18 protein-coding genes and 1 pseudogene are annotated in these 19,374 nt (G+C 28.9%); 3 read left to right on the top strand and 16 right to left on the bottom strand.

Annotation, left to right across the window (positions count from 1 at the left end):
* The first annotated feature begins 261 nt into the window (after positions 1-261).
* Positions 262-477: an HAD family phosphatase gene (locus tag HGI79_RS20185; RefSeq protein ID WP_185652472.1), complete on the top strand. Its 216-nt coding sequence runs from the start codon at positions 262-264 to the stop codon at positions 475-477.
* Between the two features lie 38 nt (positions 478-515).
* Here the strand turns inward: HGI79_RS20185 and metA are convergent, their stop codons facing one another.
* From metA to HGI79_RS20160, 5 genes are all read right to left on the bottom strand, one after another.
* The gene (gene metA / locus HGI79_RS20180; protein ID WP_185652474.1) at positions 516-1,433 is read right to left on the bottom strand and encodes a homoserine O-succinyltransferase; all 918 of its coding nucleotides are present in this window, start codon (positions 1,431-1,433) and stop codon (positions 516-518) included.
* Between the two features lie 113 nt (positions 1,434-1,546).
* Complete coding sequence (locus HGI79_RS20175; protein ID WP_185652471.1) at positions 1,547-4,027, bottom strand: MBL fold metallo-hydrolase; 2,481 nt, start codon at positions 4,025-4,027, stop codon at positions 1,547-1,549.
* A 312-nt stretch (positions 4,028-4,339) separates the two neighbouring features.
* On the bottom strand, positions 4,340-4,531 hold the full coding sequence (locus HGI79_RS20170) for a hypothetical protein (protein ID WP_185652470.1): 192 nt from the start codon (positions 4,529-4,531) through the stop codon (positions 4,340-4,342).
* 243 nt (positions 4,532-4,774) lie between these two features.
* Positions 4,775-5,890, bottom strand: coding sequence for an amidase domain-containing protein (locus HGI79_RS20165; RefSeq protein ID WP_185652469.1), 1,116 nt, complete (start codon positions 5,888-5,890; stop codon positions 4,775-4,777).
* A gap of 506 nt (positions 5,891-6,396) precedes the next feature.
* Entirely contained in the window at positions 6,397-7,332 is a 936-nt protein-coding gene (locus tag HGI79_RS20160; RefSeq protein ID WP_395939563.1) for a M15 family metallopeptidase, read from the bottom strand.
* Between the two features lie 363 nt (positions 7,333-7,695).
* Between HGI79_RS20160 and HGI79_RS20155 the strand changes: the two genes are divergently transcribed.
* Entirely contained in the window at positions 7,696-8,535 is an 840-nt protein-coding gene (locus tag HGI79_RS20155; RefSeq protein ID WP_185652468.1) for a PHP domain-containing protein, read from the top strand.
* Positions 8,536-8,878: 343 nt separating this feature from the next.
* Here HGI79_RS20155 and HGI79_RS20150 read toward each other — a convergent pair whose 3' ends face one another.
* The 10 genes and pseudogenes from HGI79_RS20150 to HGI79_RS20105 all read right to left on the bottom strand — a co-directional run bounded on the left by HGI79_RS20150 (position 8,879) and on the right by HGI79_RS20105 (position 16,111).
* Positions 8,879-10,279: an aminopeptidase gene (locus tag HGI79_RS20150; RefSeq protein ID WP_185652467.1), complete on the bottom strand. Its 1,401-nt coding sequence runs from the start codon at positions 10,277-10,279 to the stop codon at positions 8,879-8,881.
* Positions 10,280-10,650: 371 nt separating this feature from the next.
* The gene (locus HGI79_RS20145; protein ID WP_185652466.1) at positions 10,651-11,589 is read right to left on the bottom strand and encodes a magnesium transporter CorA family protein; all 939 of its coding nucleotides are present in this window, start codon (positions 11,587-11,589) and stop codon (positions 10,651-10,653) included.
* Between the two features lie 77 nt (positions 11,590-11,666).
* Complete coding sequence (locus tag HGI79_RS20140; RefSeq protein WP_185652465.1) at positions 11,667-12,215, bottom strand: 5-formyltetrahydrofolate cyclo-ligase; 549 nt, start codon at positions 12,213-12,215, stop codon at positions 11,667-11,669.
* On the bottom strand, positions 12,205-13,134 hold the full coding sequence (gene hprK, locus HGI79_RS20135; protein ID WP_185652464.1) for an HPr(Ser) kinase/phosphatase: 930 nt from the start codon (positions 13,132-13,134) through the stop codon (positions 12,205-12,207). Before hprK ends, HGI79_RS20140 begins: the two co-directional genes overlap by 11 nt.
* Positions 13,135-13,147: 13 nt before the next feature.
* A complete protein-coding gene (locus HGI79_RS20130; RefSeq protein ID WP_185652463.1) occupies positions 13,148-13,339 on the bottom strand; it encodes a DUF896 domain-containing protein in 192 nt (63 codons plus the stop codon).
* A 348-nt stretch (positions 13,340-13,687) separates the two neighbouring features.
* Complete coding sequence (locus HGI79_RS20125) at positions 13,688-14,212, bottom strand: TspO/MBR family protein (protein WP_185652462.1); 525 nt, start codon at positions 14,210-14,212, stop codon at positions 13,688-13,690.
* A 165-nt stretch (positions 14,213-14,377) separates the two neighbouring features.
* A complete protein-coding gene (locus HGI79_RS20120; RefSeq protein ID WP_185652461.1) occupies positions 14,378-14,623 on the bottom strand; it encodes a hypothetical protein in 246 nt (81 codons plus the stop codon).
* Positions 14,624-14,769: 146 nt separating this feature from the next.
* Positions 14,770-15,413 (bottom strand): annotated as a pseudogene (locus tag HGI79_RS23005) (DUF421 domain-containing protein).
* Between the two features lie 194 nt (positions 15,414-15,607).
* Positions 15,608-15,823, bottom strand: coding sequence for a hypothetical protein (locus HGI79_RS20110; protein WP_185652460.1), 216 nt, complete (start codon positions 15,821-15,823; stop codon positions 15,608-15,610).
* A 135-nt stretch (positions 15,824-15,958) separates the two neighbouring features.
* Positions 15,959-16,111 (bottom strand): hypothetical protein, encoded by a 153-nt coding sequence (locus HGI79_RS20105; protein ID WP_185652459.1) that lies wholly within the window; start codon positions 16,109-16,111, stop codon positions 15,959-15,961.
* A 404-nt stretch (positions 16,112-16,515) separates the two neighbouring features.
* On the opposite strand from HGI79_RS20105, the gene HGI79_RS20100 reads away from it, so the two are divergent.
* Positions 16,516-17,781: an ammonium transporter gene (locus HGI79_RS20100; RefSeq protein WP_185652458.1), complete on the top strand. Its 1,266-nt coding sequence runs from the start codon at positions 16,516-16,518 to the stop codon at positions 17,779-17,781.
* A 68-nt stretch (positions 17,782-17,849) separates the two neighbouring features.
* On the opposite strand, the gene HGI79_RS20095 is transcribed toward HGI79_RS20100, so the two are convergent.
* Positions 17,850-19,010 (bottom strand): pyridoxal phosphate-dependent aminotransferase, encoded by a 1,161-nt coding sequence (locus HGI79_RS20095; RefSeq protein ID WP_185652457.1) that lies wholly within the window; start codon positions 19,008-19,010, stop codon positions 17,850-17,852.
* Between the last annotated feature and the right edge of the window lie 364 nt (positions 19,011-19,374).

The following is a 19,374-nucleotide window of genomic DNA, read 5'->3' as shown; positions in this document are numbered from 1 at the left end:
TTCTCCGTACATTTAGTATTTGGAGAAGAAATTTAATTATTCTGTATAAGTTAAGTTTAGACTTAGAAACCCTATATTGGGTTCCAAAGTAGAAACTTAACTTATACTCCGGAATATGTTGCCAAACTTCAGCACGTTAAAAACTTTTAACCAACACGCTTAGTTATTTGTGGTACTTGGCAATCTAATAAAAAATATAGTTATTAGTATAGAATTAGACTGTACTAATAAATTAGTAAAAGATTCAAGGAGGACACATTTATGAAAGGTATTATATTTGATTGCAATGGAGTATTGGTTGATAGTGAACCAATTTCCTGTAAAGCTTGGATAGAAGCATTAAGTCATCATAATGTTCACACAGACGAAACTGAAATAAATACACTTATAGGAAGATCTGCAAAAAAAATTTTGCAGTATTTTACAGAAAAGAACAATTTACCTTTACCAGAATCTATATTAGAAAAATACATATAAAAATAAAGCCCTACATGTAAACACAGGGCTTTATTTTTCTACTCAATATTATTTAAGTCATAAGGTGTTTCCTGATAAACATAATAGTTAAGCCAATTTGAAAATAATAGGCTAGCATGTCCTCTCCATTTCACTAAAGGCTCTCTACTTGCATCATCCTGTGGAAAATAATTCTTAGGCACATTTATTTTTAGACCTCTAGATATATCCCTATCATATTCTGATTTTAATGTTAAAGGGTCATACTCTGAATGTCCTGTAACAAATATTTGTCTTCCTCTTTTAGCTGCAACTATATATACCCCAGAGTCATCTGATTCAGATAATATAGTTAGATCTTCAACCTTTTCTATATCTTCTCTTCTAACCTCTGTATGTCTTGAATGGGGAACTAAAAACTCATCATCAAATCCTCTTAATAATTTTATATTTTTTTCAGTGGTTCTATGATTAAATACACCGAACATTTTTTGTTTTAATTTATATTTAGGAATATTATAATGATAATACAACCCTGCTTGGGCACCCCAACATATATGTAGAGTAGAATATACGTTATGTATACTCCAGTCCATTATAGTCTTGAGTTCTTCCCAATAGGTAACATCTTCAAATTCTAACTGTTCTATGGGCGCACCCGTAATAATTAACCCATCAAACTTTTCATGTTTCACCTCATCAAAGGTTTTATAATAAGTCATTAAATACTCTTCTGAAACATTTTTTGATGTATGGGTTTTTGGGTGTAATAACTCTACATCTACTTGTAAAGCAGTGTTGCCAATAAGTCTTAGTAATTGAACCTCTGTAGTAATTTTAGTAGGCATAAGATTCAAAATAGCAATCTTTAAAGGTCTAATATCTTGGTGAAAGGCCCTATTTTCTGGCATTATAAATATATTTTCACTGCTTAAAATCTCAGCTGCTGGCAAGTCATCTCGTATTTTTATAGGCATAGTAATCACCTCTGAAGCTTTATTCATTAATTAGTTTTAATTGTCAAAATTTATTATAGCATATATTTATACTTTCTATAAATTATAAAATTTAATATTTATTAAATTTTTTATTACCATCTAATTGCACATCCAGTTTTATATTCAAATTCTTCTTTTATAGCTTTCATTTTTTCTTCATCAAAATTTTCTAATTTTAATTCTACACTTAAATTAGCACCATTGAAAGAAGGATTTTTCTTCAAATTTATGCCTTGTTTTTTACAAAGTATAATTGCTAAATTTATTATTTCATTTTGATTTACGGCACTAGATATAATCATATTCCATCCAGTGAGTTCCACAAGGTCATATAAAATTTTTTCATACTTTTTTCCGATTATTGGTGATATAAAATAAAGCTCTATATATTTTTCTACACCATTGGATTTTATGGCTTTTTTATAAGGTCTAAATTCTTCTTTTTTAAAGGCTTCATCAATTAACGCTAAAGCTTGATTTTGTTCCATTAAATTTTGTTGATTTTTGCTTACTATAAGATTATTGCTGCATTCTTTATTTTCACCTGGATTTTGTATTACTATTTGTAACCCTGTAGTTTTATTAAAATTCTCTAGGTTATACTGCTGTAAGTCAATATTAGAATTTAGCATCACTACAGCTTTTTTTTCTTCTAACTTATAAGATATTTTTTTTATGCCTGCATGATAAAAAATCTCTTGAAGCATTGAAGATGCTGCATTTATATTTAGTGTATTATTTAATTCTACCTTCCAGTTTGTTTGTTTTTCAAATTGTTCCATGACTTCATATATACTTTTATCTACCACATCAGGAAAATCAAAATTTAAAACTACTTTTTTTTCACCATATATAAGGCTAGCTTTCTTAAAATTAAATTTGCTAAAATGCTTATTTATGAAATCATTCAACTCATTTGGTTTTAAATCTTTTTGTTTTTTATCTTCTTCTACTTCCTCTTTTGTTCTGCTCTTAAATAAAAATAATCTTTTCATATCACTTTCGAAATATGCTGAGTCTATTATGAGTTTTTGAACCTTATCTACATCCACAGGCTTCAGCCTATTATTTCCAGTCCATATATATACAAGTTCTTCAATTGTAAAAAGTTTTTGTCCATAGTTATCAAGTACAAATTTCCATAACTTTTCTATATTATCTTCCTTCAATTCTTCAGAACTTTGAATAATTTGAGGCATTTGCTTCTTCCATTGTTTTCTAGGATTGTTTATATTTATTTCATAATCTTCACCACATTTAGGAGCATACACTCTTGCTCTTATTTCTGATGAAAGTTCACGAGCAAAGCCTTCTATTACTTCTTCATTGCCGTGTACCATAAATACATCCTTAGGACTTAGTAAATTTATTAATGCTTTTATTTCCCCTTTATCCCCATGGGCAGAGAGTCCTACCTTTTCTACCCTGCATCTTACTGGAATAACCTTACCATTTAAATCTAGTCTTTTGTCTTCCTCCTCTAAAAGCTTTAATAATTTTCTTCCTGGGGATTCTTCATCTTGGTATCCTGTTATAACTATATACCCATTCTCCATTGAAGCTATTTTTTCTGCATAATACTGACTATAGCCTCCTGTAAGCATTCCTGAGCTAGCAACTATTATACAAGGATCTTTTTCTTCTAATATTTTCTCTCTAAGCTCTTTTTTATCTACAGGAACTATATTATCATCATAGAAGGGCTCAATACCCCTTAATACTTTTTTACCAAGAGAATTTTTTAAGTATAGCGGATTTAACTTATAAACTCTATTTATATCTTTAATCATTCCATCCACATATACTTTTATATTTTTTATAACTTTTTTGTTTAATGCCTTTTTAATAATCAATAAAATTTCTTGGGATCGTCCTAATGCAAATGCAGGAATTAACATTTTACCTTTATTTGCTTCACATTGTTTTATAAGCTCTACAAGCCTTTCTTCTTCTATCTCTCTATTAGAGTGAAGTCTATCACCATAAGTAGTCTCAAATATTGCAGCATCTGGTCTTAGCTTTGGAACCTTTAATCCTTCAACAGTTTTCTGCGGGAATATAGAAAAATCTCCAGAGTAAAATACAGACCCTTCCTTTGTAGTAATATATACACAAGAAGCTCCCGCAATATGTCCTGCAGTATAAAAAGTCATGCTTATGTCTTCAAAGATTGGAAATTCCATCATATAATTTATCGCAAATATCCTGTTCAGCATATTTTCCACATCAGCTTCTGCATAAAGTGGAATTTCTGCTTCTCTATTATTCATAATCTTTAAACTATCGTAAAGCAGTACCTTCATCAAATCTTTTGTCATCTTATTTGTATATATTCTTGCATTAGGATATTCTTTGCTTATTATCGGAAGAGATCCTATATGATCCATGTGTGCATGACTTATAATTATGGCATCTATCCCACCTTGCTCTTGAATGGTTTTGAAATTTGGTAGTGGATCTTTAGATGTACCTTGCCTTATTCCACAATCTAATAGTATATTTTTATTATAAATTTTAAGTAATATACAACTACCACCAACTTCGTGTGCTCCTCCTAAAAATGAAACTTTCATACGTTATCACCTACTTCAAAATTGAAAATACTTTCTCTTAAGATTATATTATATCAAAATTAATTATAATAAACATAATTTACTCAGTTATAACTTAAAGATTATTTGCACAACTCAACTTTAATTAAAAAACTAATATATAATAAAAAAATGAGTAGTTTTACTCATTTTTTTATTATATATTAGTTTTTATTGTTACTTTGAATATATAAAACACAAGGCTATCCTTCATAACTTAGTACAATTAATTTTAATATATTTTTAAAATTTTTCAATAACATTTCATCAAATTTTAAATATAAAATAAATTTCTTAGGTAAAAGACTTAATTTTTATACCGTTTTGAATAAAAGTTGAGTATACTTCTGAAAGCTTTTGTAAATCTATATCTGCAATAACACTCTTATCGGTCTCTACTTCAACCACATAACACCATTTACCTAATAATTGTGCTGCCTTATCTGCTTGATCCACATGCCAAGTAACTTTCTGTACTTTACTCAAATTTCTCTCTCCCCTCATAATATATATTTTCTTATGATTTTAATTTACCAGAGATATAATTTTTTTATAACTCCTTCTCCCTAAATGTGAAATTATGTTATATTTTTAGTTCAGTGCTATATGTTCATAAAGTAAATTTCTACATTTATTTTGAAATTCCTCTTTTTTATTTTTAAATTTTCTAAATTTTTATGACAAATTTACACTTAAATATAATCTTTATAAGACTATATAATTTTACTTTTAATAATGTACTCTTACCAACCAAAACTTTATTTTTTTGTTACTCCAGCCTAAATCCCATGGCACCTTGTTTCTATCTGTATTATGACAGCTAACTAAGGAATATCCTTTTGAGTCAACTCCCGTTACAACTGATATATGTGTAATATCATTTTTATTTTCGTATGCTATAAAATCTCCTGGTAAAAGTTTATATGAAGCTTTATATACTTTTTCATAGTTTCCATAAGCAATAACTGATGCTCTCCCACTATTAATCATGTAGCTTTTAAATCCATCAGCATTGAGCCAAGCTCGCGTTGCACCTTTTTTATCACAGTTCCAAATAGAATTTTTTCTAAACTTGCCTCCTTCAAATAATATTTGTGATGCAAAGTTAGCACAATCTCCACCTTCTGGATTATAATTTCTATACTTTTCATTATACTTAAATCCATATTTTTCCTCACTTGCAGTTCCACAATACATATCAGCATATTCTACAGTCTTTATTCTTCTTTCATTTATGTCTGAAAGGTCTGGTTCACTTTGGCATAATATATATTCTTTAATAGAAGTTGCTTTTATATTATCTAAATTTAATGAATCTGCAAAAGGATCTTTATACCATTCCTTTGTAATTACAAAAGAGCCATTTTTATTAGCAATTTGCACCAAGTGATTAGTACCAATTCTTGATATGTTTACTTTATCAGCTTCATTTTCATAAATGTATTTATACTCTGTTGAACATATTAAGTTAACTGTGAACTTATCTCCATTTGCCCTAATATTTCTAATTACTATGGTAGGTACAATATCAATAAACTTTACCCCTTGTTTTTCTTCCCAATTATGAATATATTTCATTTTCTTTTCTTCATGCTCGTAAGCCCAAGTTCCATATTTAGTATTTTTATCATAAATACATTCTATTAATTTTAAATCTCCATTTATTAATGCCTTGTTTCTATTCACAAAGGTCTGCTTTATAAAACTAGTCACATCATCATTAGAATATGGCATATCACCTAATACTCTATTGGATTGGAATATAGGGCTTAATAAAAGTAAAATAGTAAGTATTAATGATTTTACTATTAATATTGAAAATTTTTTTGTTAAAGAAAAGTTCATAGTATACTACTCCTTTAATCTATATTTCTCTACTTTTTCATTTATGGGTATTAAAACACTTATTATGTTTGTTTTATAGAATCCCGTAATATGATATAGTTATTCTTCCCCATTATTAATAAAAACCAACTAAAAATTTTTACCAATATTGTAATACTTCTTAACAAGGCTATATAATCATGCCCGAAATTTAACTTATACTACGGTATATATTAGCATGTTTCGTCACGTTAAATATTTTTAATTAGTCTAAAGCTCAAATTTGAAAAAACCTAAGAACTTTGATAAACTCGTACCTCAAACATATCTAAAGTTCTAAGGTTTTTTATCAAATTTTCGCTAAGATTAATAAAAAATATTTAAATGTAACTTCAACATTGCTAATATATACCTACGTATAAATTAAATTTAAGTTGTAGGTATCTATATATGAATTATTATTTTATAATAGATAACTTATATCTTATAAAATAATAAAGAACCGTTATAAAACGGCTCTTACTTTACTATAAAACTTCATCAATTTTTTTAATATAATCTTCAACATTATGTTCCTCTAAAGGTACTCCATCATACCAATACTGTTTAGTGTTATCCTTATTTCCAAAATATCTAGCTTTTAATATAATCTCCGGACGATATTCAAAATGTAGTATATCAAAATGTTGCCATTTACCTCCCCACACAAAATTATTTCTTTCAAATACTTCTACAATTTCTTTTGGATAGGAAGCTAATCTCTTTTCTCCTTCTTCTTTTGATGCCCATTTCCAGTAGTCTCTTTTATTTCTAGCTAAATCAATAGCAATACCGAAAGAATGGGGACTTAGTCTATTAGTTCCTGAAATTAATCTATAATTAAAGGTTCCACTGCATGGAAATAAATAAGCTCCAATATTGTTTTTTTCTTTAGTAAGAGTAACAAGCTCCTTCATAACGTTTTTCAGAGCTTCTGATGCTTTACCTTCTTTATTAAATTGAAAAGATTTATATCCTAGGTTAACTGATACAAGATTAGACTCTATTTTTTGCTTTGACCCACCATAAACTTCTCTTAGTAAGTTATACACTCTATAACGGCCAGGATCAAAATTTTTATCCATAATCTTGTTAACACAATGAAGAGGATATATCTGTTCTAACATATCTTGTAAATCTGGATTTTCTAATTTTTGTTCAGCATTTTTTACTCTTTTATCGTCATATATAATTTTCCCCCCTGATTTCATTATCAAATATACGTACCCATCCGACCCTTTCTCCACGGCTGTAACATATTCAGGATATGCCATCATCAAGCATAAAAGGTCTTGTTTCATCGTTATATTGTAAATATCTTCATTGGAATTGAACTCCTTATTACTCATGTCCATGGCTTTTGCTGTAAATATAATATTAATAGATAAAAAAACTACTGTTATATAAATAAGTATTTTTTTCATAATTATCTTCACCTTTTAATAAATTTATTTAACATTTAATATATTAGTTTCACTAGTATACTTACCAATATAACTAGCTAATATGTATTAATATATTTACTCCTATAGCAATTCCTACATAGTTCTAATTAATATAGGATTCAAAGCTCTTAACTTTGTTTAAACCTAGGGATATGTTACCAGTTCTGAACTTGGAACCCTACATATATATTTTAAATTTTCACTGCTATAGAACCCTTTTAAATCACTGATTATACTTATATAATAAATATATTTATGAAAAATAAAATAAAATCTTTGCAAAATGTGTTATAAACAGTCTATAATTATTATTACAATATATTTTAACGAGTAGGTGATTAAATGTATACTAAAGGCGATTTTCATTTGCACACGAAAGCCTCTGATGGAAAGTTATCCTCTAAAGAATTAATTAACTTAGCTAAGAAGGAACATGTAGATATTATTGCTGTTACAGATCATGACACTATAGGAGGAATAAATGAAGCTATAAAAGAAGGCGAGAGTGCAGGTATTAAGGTTATACCAGGTATAGAACTTTCAACGCTTCATAAAGGTAAAAGCATTCATATTCTTGGTTACTTTGAAGACATTACAAAGATAGATAATAACTTTAAAGCTTATCTTGATGAGATGAATGAACAGAGATTAAATAGGGGAAAAAAAATAGTGGAAAAGCTTTCAGAGGTTTTTGACATAAAACTTGATTATGATTTAATCCTTGAAAAAGCACACGGAATCGTAGCAAGACCACACATTGCAAAAGCCATTGTAGAAGCAGGCTACAATTATACCTTCGATTATATATTTAATAATTTAATTGGAGAAGGCTGCCCTGCTTATGTTCCAAATGTTAAGTTAACTTCTAAAGAAGGAATAGATCTTCTTCATTCTGTAAATGCTTTAACAATACTTGCACATCCAGTTTTAATAAAAGATATTGATTTAGAAGAGTTAATTAGCCTTCCTTTTGATGGTATTGAGGCAATATACTCTCTAAATTCTGAAGAAGATACAAAAAAATTTATGGAGTATGCTGAGAAATACAATAAAATAATTTCTGCTGGCTCAGATTTTCATGGAATTGATAAAAATGATAAAAAGCACGCTTCCACTGTTGGAGAAGTTTATTTGGATAAGGAAGGCATAGAAATTTTTCTGGATAAACTCAATAATATGTAATAAAAAATGCAAAAGATTTATGGTATTTTTTTACATTTAATAGTATAATATTTATGTAGATTTAAATATAGATAAACATCTCAAAATCTTACTCTAGTAACCTATTTAAACTTTACACTAGCAACCTGACTTCCTTAATATCTACTCTGAGGTGTTTATCTGTATATTTTTTAGTATTCATATTAAATATTATACTATATTACTATTTTTTCAATACTACTATATAGATGTGGAATAAATTAAATTTAAAAGTTTCGTACCTATAATTATAAAAAAAGAAGACTTACCTTAAAGAGTCTTCTTTTTTTATATAACTTTTCATATTCTTAATAGAATTCAAGTATTATGCTTCATTAAGAAAAGCTTCATATCCCTTTAAAGCTTCATATATATCAGCTTTGCTAGCAATTTCCCATGGAGCATGCATATTGTGTAATGCTATTCCAAAGTCTATGACTTGCATACCATATTCAGCTAGTATATAAGCTATAGTACCACCACCACCTTGATCAACCTTTCCAAGCTCTGATGTTTGCCATATTACATTGTTTTTTTCCATAATAGATCTTAGCTCTGCTATATATTCTGGATTAGCATCGTTAGAACCAGATTTTCCTCTAGCTCCAGTGTATTTGTTAAATACTACACCTTTACCAAAATATGCTGTGTTTCTTTTTTCCATAACTGATGGAAAATTCGGATCATATGCAGCAGTAACATCTGATGACAGCATTTTTGAATCTCTTAATGTTCTCCTTAATTTTAAATTATTATATCCTACACAGAGTTCCATAATTTCCGCTACCGTATCTTCGAAGAATCTCGAATGCATACCTGTAGCACCTACACTGCCTATTTCTTCTTTATCTACTAATAAAGTTACACAAGTTTTTTCTGGATTTTGTATTTTTAGCATAGCTTCAAAAGAAGTATATGCACATATTCTATCATCATGTCCATAAGCCATAATCATACTTCTATCTATTCCATAATCTCTTGCTTTACCTGCAGGAACTACTTCTAATTCTGCAGAAACAAAATCTTCTTCTTCTATTCCATACTTCTCATTCAGCAAATTAAGTATATTTTGTTTCACTCTAGCTTTACATTCTTTATCTTCTACTGGTATACTTCCAATTAAGATATTCAAGTCTTCTCCCTCTATAACCTTAGAAGCCTTTTTTTCCATTTGATCTGCAGATAAATGTATTAAAAGATCTGAAATCCCAACTACAGGATCATTTTCGTCTTCTCCAATAATTACATTTACCTTTGTTCCATCTTTTTTTACCAGTATTCCATGTATAGCTAGTGGAATAGTAACCCACTGATATTTTTTTATTCCACCATAGTAATGAGTTTCAAATAAAGCTAAATCTGTGTCTTCATATAGTGGATTTTGCTTCAAATCTAATCTTGGTGAGTCTACGTGTGCACCTAATATTCTTAATCCGTCATCAAAGCCTTTAGTTCCTATGATAAAAAGAGCTAAAGTTTTATCCATCTTATTAGCATAAACCTTGTCTCCAGCCCTTAAAGAAGCTTTTTCTTTTATTAAATCCTCTAAGTTTTTAAAACCAGCTTTTTCTGCTCTTGATATAAACTCAAGAACACATTCTCTCTCAGTTTTACATTTTGTAATAAATTCTTTATATCTTTCACCTAGATCAAATAGTTTATTTAAATCATCCTTGGAATACTTATCCCAAGCATAATCATATTTTTTTGTTAAATTCTTACTCATAGTATTACCCCTCTCCATGTAACATATAGATCACCGTTCCCGAAATTCAACTTATACGTAGGGATATATTACCAATATTGAAGTCACATTTAAATATTTTTTATTAGTCTTAGCGAAAATTTGAGAAAAAATCTTAGAACTTTTGTTATGTTTGAGGTACGAGTTTATCAAAGTTCTTAGATTTTTCTCAAATTTGAGCTTTAGACTAATTAAAAATATTTAACGTGACGAAATATGGTAATATATCCGGTCGTATAAGTTAAATTTCGGGCATGGTTATCTATACCACAATATTCATTAAAAACATTTAATTCATTTTTAGAATAACTATATTTTACCACAAAGCATTTCTTTTACAATACTTTGAATTTCTATAACCATTTCTTTCTCTTAAAAATATATATAAGTGTGGATGCAATTGTTATCATAATAAAAACTATATAGTAACATCCATGGTTCATCTCCATAAAAGGGATTCCTTTTAAATTCATACCATATATACTAGTCAATAAATTTAAGGGCAAAAATATAGTAGCTATTATAGTAAATATTTTCATCAGTTCATTGGTCTTATTGGCTATTTCTGATTCGAAAGCCTCTCTTACTAATGCTAAATCCTGCACAAGACTTTCTAGTGCCATCATAAGTTTTTCAATTTTTTTATTTAGACCTATAAAATAATATATACTATCTTTGTTTATCACCAAGTTATCGTTACTTACTAAGCTATCTCCTATATATCTAAGTGGATTTAGATATTTTCGTATTTTATAAACCTGTCTTCTTAGAGTTATTAAATTATCTATTTGTTCCTGTCTGGGGTTTTTTAGAATATTTATTTCTATTTTATCTGCTTGTGCTTCTAAATCTGCTATAACATTATAATTTTTAACCACTATTCTGTCTAAGATATAATAAAGAAGTATGCATACACGCGGCTTATCTTTCAATGCAAAACAATTTTTTGAATCTTTTATATCTCTTATTAATTCTTCAAGTATTTCTATTTTATCTCTATATGCCGTTATTATATAATCTTTGCTTAAAAACACATTTAAATCCTTGGATCTAACTATTTCGTTATTATATTCTAATGTATTAAAAATAACAAAAATATATCCATCAAAAAAACTTATTTTTGAGGACTGAGTTAAGCTTTTACATTCCGATATACTTTCGGGATCAAGTAAAACACTTTCTCTTAAAACTTCTAACTCATTAACATGAGCTAAAATCCAATAATGACTTTCTCCTAAATGAAAATTTCCTGTAACCTCCTTAAAATTATTGAAAATATCAAATACTTTCATAAAAAAACACCCACCAATAAAAGCTAAAAATCTAACTTTTTATAATTAGATTTTAGTTTTTTATTAGTGTGTGTGCTTTAATCAGTAATTATTCCATCTATAAACATATCATGTTTTTCCATAGGCACTTCATCTATGACCTGAAAGCTATAACCTATGCCTATTTTTTTACTATGGCTTCTAGTTTTTATTAAGAATCTATCATAAAATCCACCACCATAGCCTACTCTACCGCCTCTTTCATCAAAGGCAAGCCCAGGTAGGAATGATACATCAATAATACTTTCTTTAACAATAAGCTCATGATTCTTTGGTTCAAGTATGCCATAGTTACCTTCAACTAAATCCTGAAAGTCTTTAATTTGAATTGCATTCATTCCTTCTTTCATAGATATAGTTTTCGGAACACATACTATTTTTTCATCTCTAAGAGCCTGTTCTATAATTCTATGAGTATCTATTTCATCCTTATAGCTTACGAATAAAAATATTACCTTTGCATCCTTATATTCGCTGCTATTTATAACTTTTTGAAAAACTATATTATCTAGTCTTTTCTTTTCATCATTTGTAAGAAGGGTTCTTTTCTTAATCATGGTTTCTCTGATTTCTCTTTTAGTCCTCAATGTTGTCCCTTCTTTCAACTTCTTCTCTCATTCTTTGCCCTATTATGTCTACAGGGGTTACGTTTGTAATAAGACTGTATCTATAATTTGCTGCGGCCGCTTCTATTATTACTGCTACGTTTCTTCCTGGTCGTATAGGCATTATTAGTTTTCTTACTGGAACATTTAAGATATTCATATATTCCTTATCTATTCCAAGCCTATCATAGTTTTCTCCTTCTTTCCATTGCTCTATATATATTACTAAATGTATAACCTTTTTTCTTAAAACAGAACTTAGTCCATATAAGGCCGGAATATCTATTATCCCCATACCTCTAACCTCTAGCATTCCTGAAGTTATATAAGGAGATGTACCATGTAATTCTCCATCTATTTGCTTTATATCTACTGCATCATCTGCAACTAACCTATGTCCTCTTTTTATCAGTTCTAAAGCTGTCTCACTTTTTCCTATTCCACTTTCGCCAGTTATCAATATACCAATACCATAAACGTCTACAAGAACTCCATGAATTCTTGTTTCCAATGCTAGTTTATCATCCAGGTAATTCATCAGTCTATTAATAAATCTTGTAGATATGGTATCAGTTCTTAAAATCCATCTCTTATTTTCCATGGCGCTTTGAATAAATTCCTGATGTGGTTCTAGTCCTCGTGTTATTATTGTACAAGGGTTATCAAAAGCAAAATATTTATTTAACCTTTTGCTTCTAAGACCTGGCTGCATAGCATCTAAAAAACTCCATTCAGCTTTTCCTACTATTTGTACTCTTTCATTTGCATAATAGTTATAAAAGCCACCAAACTGAAGCCCAGGCCTATTCAAATCACTTACAGTTATTTCGTTATTTTTTCCCCCGTTGTTTAAAACTTCAAGATTTAAGTCCCTAATTAATTCTTTAACCCTTACAGCCATCCCTGGATTCTCCTTAATTCATTTTAATATTCTTTGATGGCACTCTTTCGATACCCTCTAATTGTGCCCTAAAGTTATTTTTAAATATTTCTATATATTGCTGTCTCAATTTTTTTTGTTCTAGTTTTTCTTCATCATTAAGACCTTCATTTTGACTTTTACTGTATAGAAAATTAATTCTTTCTATTAATTTTTTCATGTCCATTTCCTTCACTCCTACTACATATTAAATTTATATATTAAATTTATACATTACATTATACCTCATAAAGCTTATTATATAAATATATACATAAACAAATTATTACATGAAATTATATATAATATTCTAATTTTTTAATGTTTGACAATGCATGTTCCCCATTACATGGTAAATTAACCTTTATAATTCTAGTTTTATAGACACAACTAAAAACACTGAAACCCAGCAATTAAATGCTTACGTTTCAGTGTTTTTAATATTTCAGCTGCCTCATTATTATATTATTGCAAAAATTCCAACTATTAAAACCTCTATTTGTTAACTTATTGTTATTTTTTTAGTTCTATAGTATTACATTTCATTAAATACCCATATATAATAACTTAAAACCCCGGCAAAAGATACCCATATGATATATAGTATCATTAATAGACCTGCTATCCTATCAATATTATAAAATTCAAAAGTAGTTAAAAGAATAAATACCAACAAAATTATTAAATCTATAAATGCTAGTCCATATAGTCTATATCTAAAAAATATTATAGTCCAAATTAAATTTAATGTTAACTGAATGAAATAATATATTTTAGCTTTATGTATGTTCTTACTTTGTTTACCACTTAGCCATATCCTATAATAAGCTATAGCCATTATAAAATACAGTATAGACCATACAATAGGAAAAATCCATGCTGGAGGAGAAAATGATGGTTTTATAAGGTTATTATATATATTAAAGTTAGACATATCAAAGGGATTTATGCTAGGCATAGATAGTAATCCCCATAGAACCCCTGCCGCTTCTGTTAAAACAATACTAATAAGCAGTACTGCTATATTTTTCTTACCTTCTACTTTGAAAATATTTATCATAATACTAGTTTCCTTTCACTTATTACCTGTTAACATTATACTAGTATTAAACATGATTTTATTCTCAATAGACTTTAAATATTTTACAAAAAAAAATAAAACCATAAGCAAATATATTTTTAAGTTTTGCTTATGGTCTTACTTATCAATTAGTATAGATACCCACTAATCTAAGTTTATGTTTTTCACATTATTAAGATATAGACATATACAATCACCCCTAGAATCATCTTCACTTCCTCTAGTAAAATGACTATATGTTCCTCTCAATGACTTTACTTCACTATCTACTACATATAATAAGCTTATCTCTTTTCCCGAGGATAATACACTTATTAAATCTTCTGTATTTTCTTTATCTTGTTCAACAAGAACTTTACCTTTTTCGTTATCTATAAACCTCAATTTCATAAAATCACCATCCCTCAATATAAATAATATTAAGCTACTCATTTCTTTATGATATGAGGATGTTTTTAATTTATTAACTATAGGGTTCCTACTTTAACTTCAGTATTTTGTTATTCCATTTTTAATATATAAAGGCTTCCATCTTCTTACACTTCTGCATAAAACACTTCTTTTTTAGAATTTATGTGATTTTTCACTAGCTGATGTCCTAACCACTTGTTATCGAAATTTAATTCTTGTAAGTTTTTTTCAATTACTTTTCCATCTATAATTATTTCTAAGGGTATGTACTTACGGTCAGTACTCTGTATTTTCATATCCTTCTTTGTAATAATTTCATTTTCGCTCTTTTTTAGTACACTTAGTCGTCCGTTAGACTCTAAAACAGCATAATCTACATCTTTTATTGAAATACGTTACTATTTCTTAAAAGCATATTAAGTTCGTTCATATTCATTCTATGTGAAGCTAATATATCTCTTTGAACAACTCCTTTTTTTATAACTAGTACCGATTTACCATTCAGAATCCCTCTTGCCTTAAGAGACTTTAAACTTATATATTCTAATAATATTGTAAGAATTGCCCAAAGTACAAGTACCGCCAAAGCATCAATTATACTGATATCTTTATGTACAACCATATCTCCTGCTATATTGCCTAATGCAATACCTGTAATATAATTGAAAAAACTCAGCTCTCCTAGCTGTTTTTTCCCAATAATACGAACTAAAATTAATAACACAAAAAATCCTATTATACCCTTTAATATTACCTCAAGTATTTTCATAGTTTCACCTTTAATTGTAGTTTATATTTTTTTATAAGTTATTGCTGTATATATTATTACATAAATAGACTTTATTATAATAAAAATTTATAGTATTATAAATTCAAACTTCATCTAAATCTATGAATATATTACCAATATTTCGCTATATGTCCATAGATTTAAATAAAATTTCTTATATTTATATATAATTATTAATTTTCAGTTTTATTGTCCTCAAAACTATTTTCTTTGCTTTCTTCAGCAATTACTACAGGTTCCACATGCTCCTCAATTCCCATTAATTCATATGAATCACTACTAAAATAGTCCATCTCCATCAAATTACTAGGAACTGATACTATATTGATACTATTGCTTAATGCCATAATAAGTATGATTAAAAAACCAGATATAAGTGTTAGTACCATATGCTTCTCACCTTCTCCTGTAAATTACTTCTTAATATATAATATTAAAATTAAGTAATTATGTTATTAAATTTTCTAAATATTTTGACTTCATTTAAATACTTTATCACAAAAAGAGCCTTAATTGGCTCCATACTATTTCTCATCATAAATATTGTTATGACTAGCATCTAAAGTAAGTTTCTCCTCATCTAAGTGATCTGTATCACCAAACATATGCTTTCTAATCTCAATCTCCTTCTCTTTTGATAACTTAAGACTAATCTTTCTAGCTTCATCTAAAAACATGTGAACACCCCTTTCTATTCATAGGGTAACCATAGGGATATCTTTTATTCCATCTAATAACATATATGTTATCCTTTAATTTGTCTCAAATTTTGAATATTTTTTGTATAACAGCTACATATTTGTATACAAATACTATTTGATAAAAATTTTATTTTACATTTTAAATGTAATTATTGATTAATTTCTATTTTTATAATAATTTATAACATTTTAAGTATGATTTAGATATATGAAGTTATTGTTAATATTATTTAGATGTAATAGGTTACATAACAGTATTAAATATTAGAATATTTAATAAATTTTTATTATTATATTCATATAGTTCTTTTTTTATTACATTAATAAAAAAAATTAATGTAAATTATTAATTTATTATTTTAAAACAGGAGGTATCATATATGGATATTAAAGAAATTACTGTGGCAATAGACACTGTTTGGACACTTATTGCCGCTGCACTAGTTTTCTTCATGCAAGCTGGTTTTGCAATGGTTGAAACTGGATTCACAAGATCAAAAAATGCTGGAAACATAATGATGAAAAATTTAATGGATTATGTTGCAGGTACTCTAATATTTTGGGTACTTGGCTTCAGTTTAATGTTTGGTGCTGATAAAATGGGCATAATTGGTATAGGTGGATTATTTACTTCTGGAAGTTATGAACATCTAGGTTTATCTATACCTAAGGAAGCATTTTTAATATTCCAAACTGTTTTCTGCGCTACTGCAGCTACAATTGTTTCTGGAGCAATGGCTGAAAGAACTAAGTTTAAATCATATTTAATTTATAGCTTTGTTATTAGTGCTATCATTTACCCTATTGCAGGACATTGGATTTGGGGTGGTGGTTGGCTATCAACCCTTGGTTTTCATGATTTTGCCGGATCTACAGTAGTTCACTCAGTAGGTGGTTGGGCAGCATTAATGGGTGCATGGATATTAGGACCTAGAATTGGTAAGTATACAAAAGACGGAAAATCTAATACAATACCAGCTCACAGTATAACTTTAGGAGCACTTGGAGTGTTTATTTTGTGGCTAGGTTGGTTTGGATTTAATCCAGGTTCAACTCTATCAGGTACAAATTATACTGGTATATCTCATATTTTTGTAACAACTAATCTTGCTGGAGCAGCGGGAGCATCAGTTGCAATGATAATTACTTGGACTAGAAGTAAGAAGCCAGACATTGGAATGACATTAAATGGAGTTTTAGCTGGTCTCGTAGCTGTTACTGCTGGAACAGATGCTGTTAGCGCTGTTGGTGCAGTTATTATAGGTGCTATAGCTGGGGTTGTTGTTGTTTATGGAGCTGAATTTATAGATAAAGTTTTAAAAATTGATGACCCTGTAGGTGCAGTTGCTGTACATGGTTTATGTGGTGCTGTAGGAACTATATTAGTTGGTTTCTTCTCTCTTGAAGGTGGTTTATTATATGGAAAAGGAGCTCACCTTTTAGGAGTTCAAATACTAGGAGTTGTTTGTGTGGCAGCATGGACTTTAGCTACAACTTTTGTATTGTTTAAAGTAATAAAAGCTACAGTTGGATTAAGAGTATCAGAACACGAAGAGCTTACTGGACTTGATATGGAAGAACATGGAATAAACTGCTATGGAGACTTCAAAATTGATTCATCAAAACAAAATGAAATTGCAGGTTAACCTTAATCTAATTTAAAAAAAGGAGCCTTAATTGGCTCCTTACTATTCAAAAAATCCTCTACTAAAAATTATTTACTTTTTTCTTTTAATAACTCTAGTCTTTTTAGAGCTTCTATCAAGGTTTCTTCTTTTTTAGCAAAATGAAGACGAATATAGTTATTTATATTCTCCCTAAAAAAGCTTGAACCTGGAACAGCAGCTACTCCAATTTCCTTAGCCATCCACTCACAAAACTCTACATCTGTTCCTGATGTAAATTCTGAAATATCAACCATTATGTAGTATGCACCTTGAGGAGCAATATATTTTAAACCTATTTTATCTAACCCTTCTAAGAACAACTTTCTTTTTCTCGAATAAACTTCACTTAGTTCCTCATAATAGCTTAAAGGAAGTTTTAAACCAGCTACTGCTGCTTTTTGAAGCGGTGCTGCAGCCCCAACGGTTAGAAAATCATGCACTTTCTTTACTCCATCTATTATATGAGCTGGTGCAATTACATATCCCAGTCTCCAACCAGTTATAGAATAAGTCTTTGACAGAGAGCTACAAGATATTGTTCTCTCAAACATTCCTGGTAATGAGGCAAAATAAGTATGTTTGTAAGGTTCGTATATAATGTGCTCATAAACTTCATCAGTAATAACAAAAGTATCGTACTGCTCAGCCAAATCTGCAATAACCAATAATTCTTCTCTTGAAAATACCTTTCCCACAGGATTGGATGGATTGCATAAAATAAGTGCTTTTGGTTTTTGTTCAAAAGCCTTTATTAATTCTTCTTTATTGAAGTTAAAGGTTGGAGGATGTAATGGCACATAAATTGGCTCTGCCTCACATAAAATAGCATCTGCTGCATAATTTTCATAAAAAGGAGAAAATACTATAACCTTATCTCCTGGATTACATACTGTCATCATTGCTGCCATCATAGCTTCTGTGCTACCACAAGTTACTACAATTTCTTTTTCAGGGTCAATATTTATTCCCATGAAATGTGCCTGTTTTTCAGCTAATGCTGTTCTAAAGTCTTTAGATCCCCAAGTTATTTCATATTGATGAGGACCATGCTCCGCTGATTGTTTTAGAGCTTCCTTTAGTTCCTTTGGAGGATCAAAATCCGGAAATCCCTGTGATAAGTTAATAGCGTTATACTGATTTGAAATTCTAGTCATTCTTCTAATAACTGATTCTGTAAAATTATCTAAACGTCTTCCAATATTAGGCATTATATCACTCCCTCTATATTCTTTAATTTTTCTTATAAGATTCCTGAACGGAAACTCAATTTATAGATACCCACAATTTAAATTTAATTTATACGGAGAGATATATTATCAATGTTGAAGTCACATTTAAATAATTTTTTATTAGTCTTAGCGAAAATTTCAGAAAAATCTTAGAACTTTTGATATGGTTAAAAGCCTAAATGGGTTTTAACCAGCGACTTATCAATGTAATTGATAAGTTGGTCCGAACTGAGGTACGAGTTTATCAAAGTTCTTATAAATTTATAATGAAACTCCTCTTCCTTTCGTCAGAGGAGTACTCACAGAGTAAGCGACCATATCAAAATCACAGATTTTGTATGTC

It is taken from the genome of Clostridium sp. DJ247 (assembly GCF_014231265.1).
Note: the sequence above shows the minus strand (reverse complement) of the source record. Positions and strands in the feature narration are given on the sequence as shown.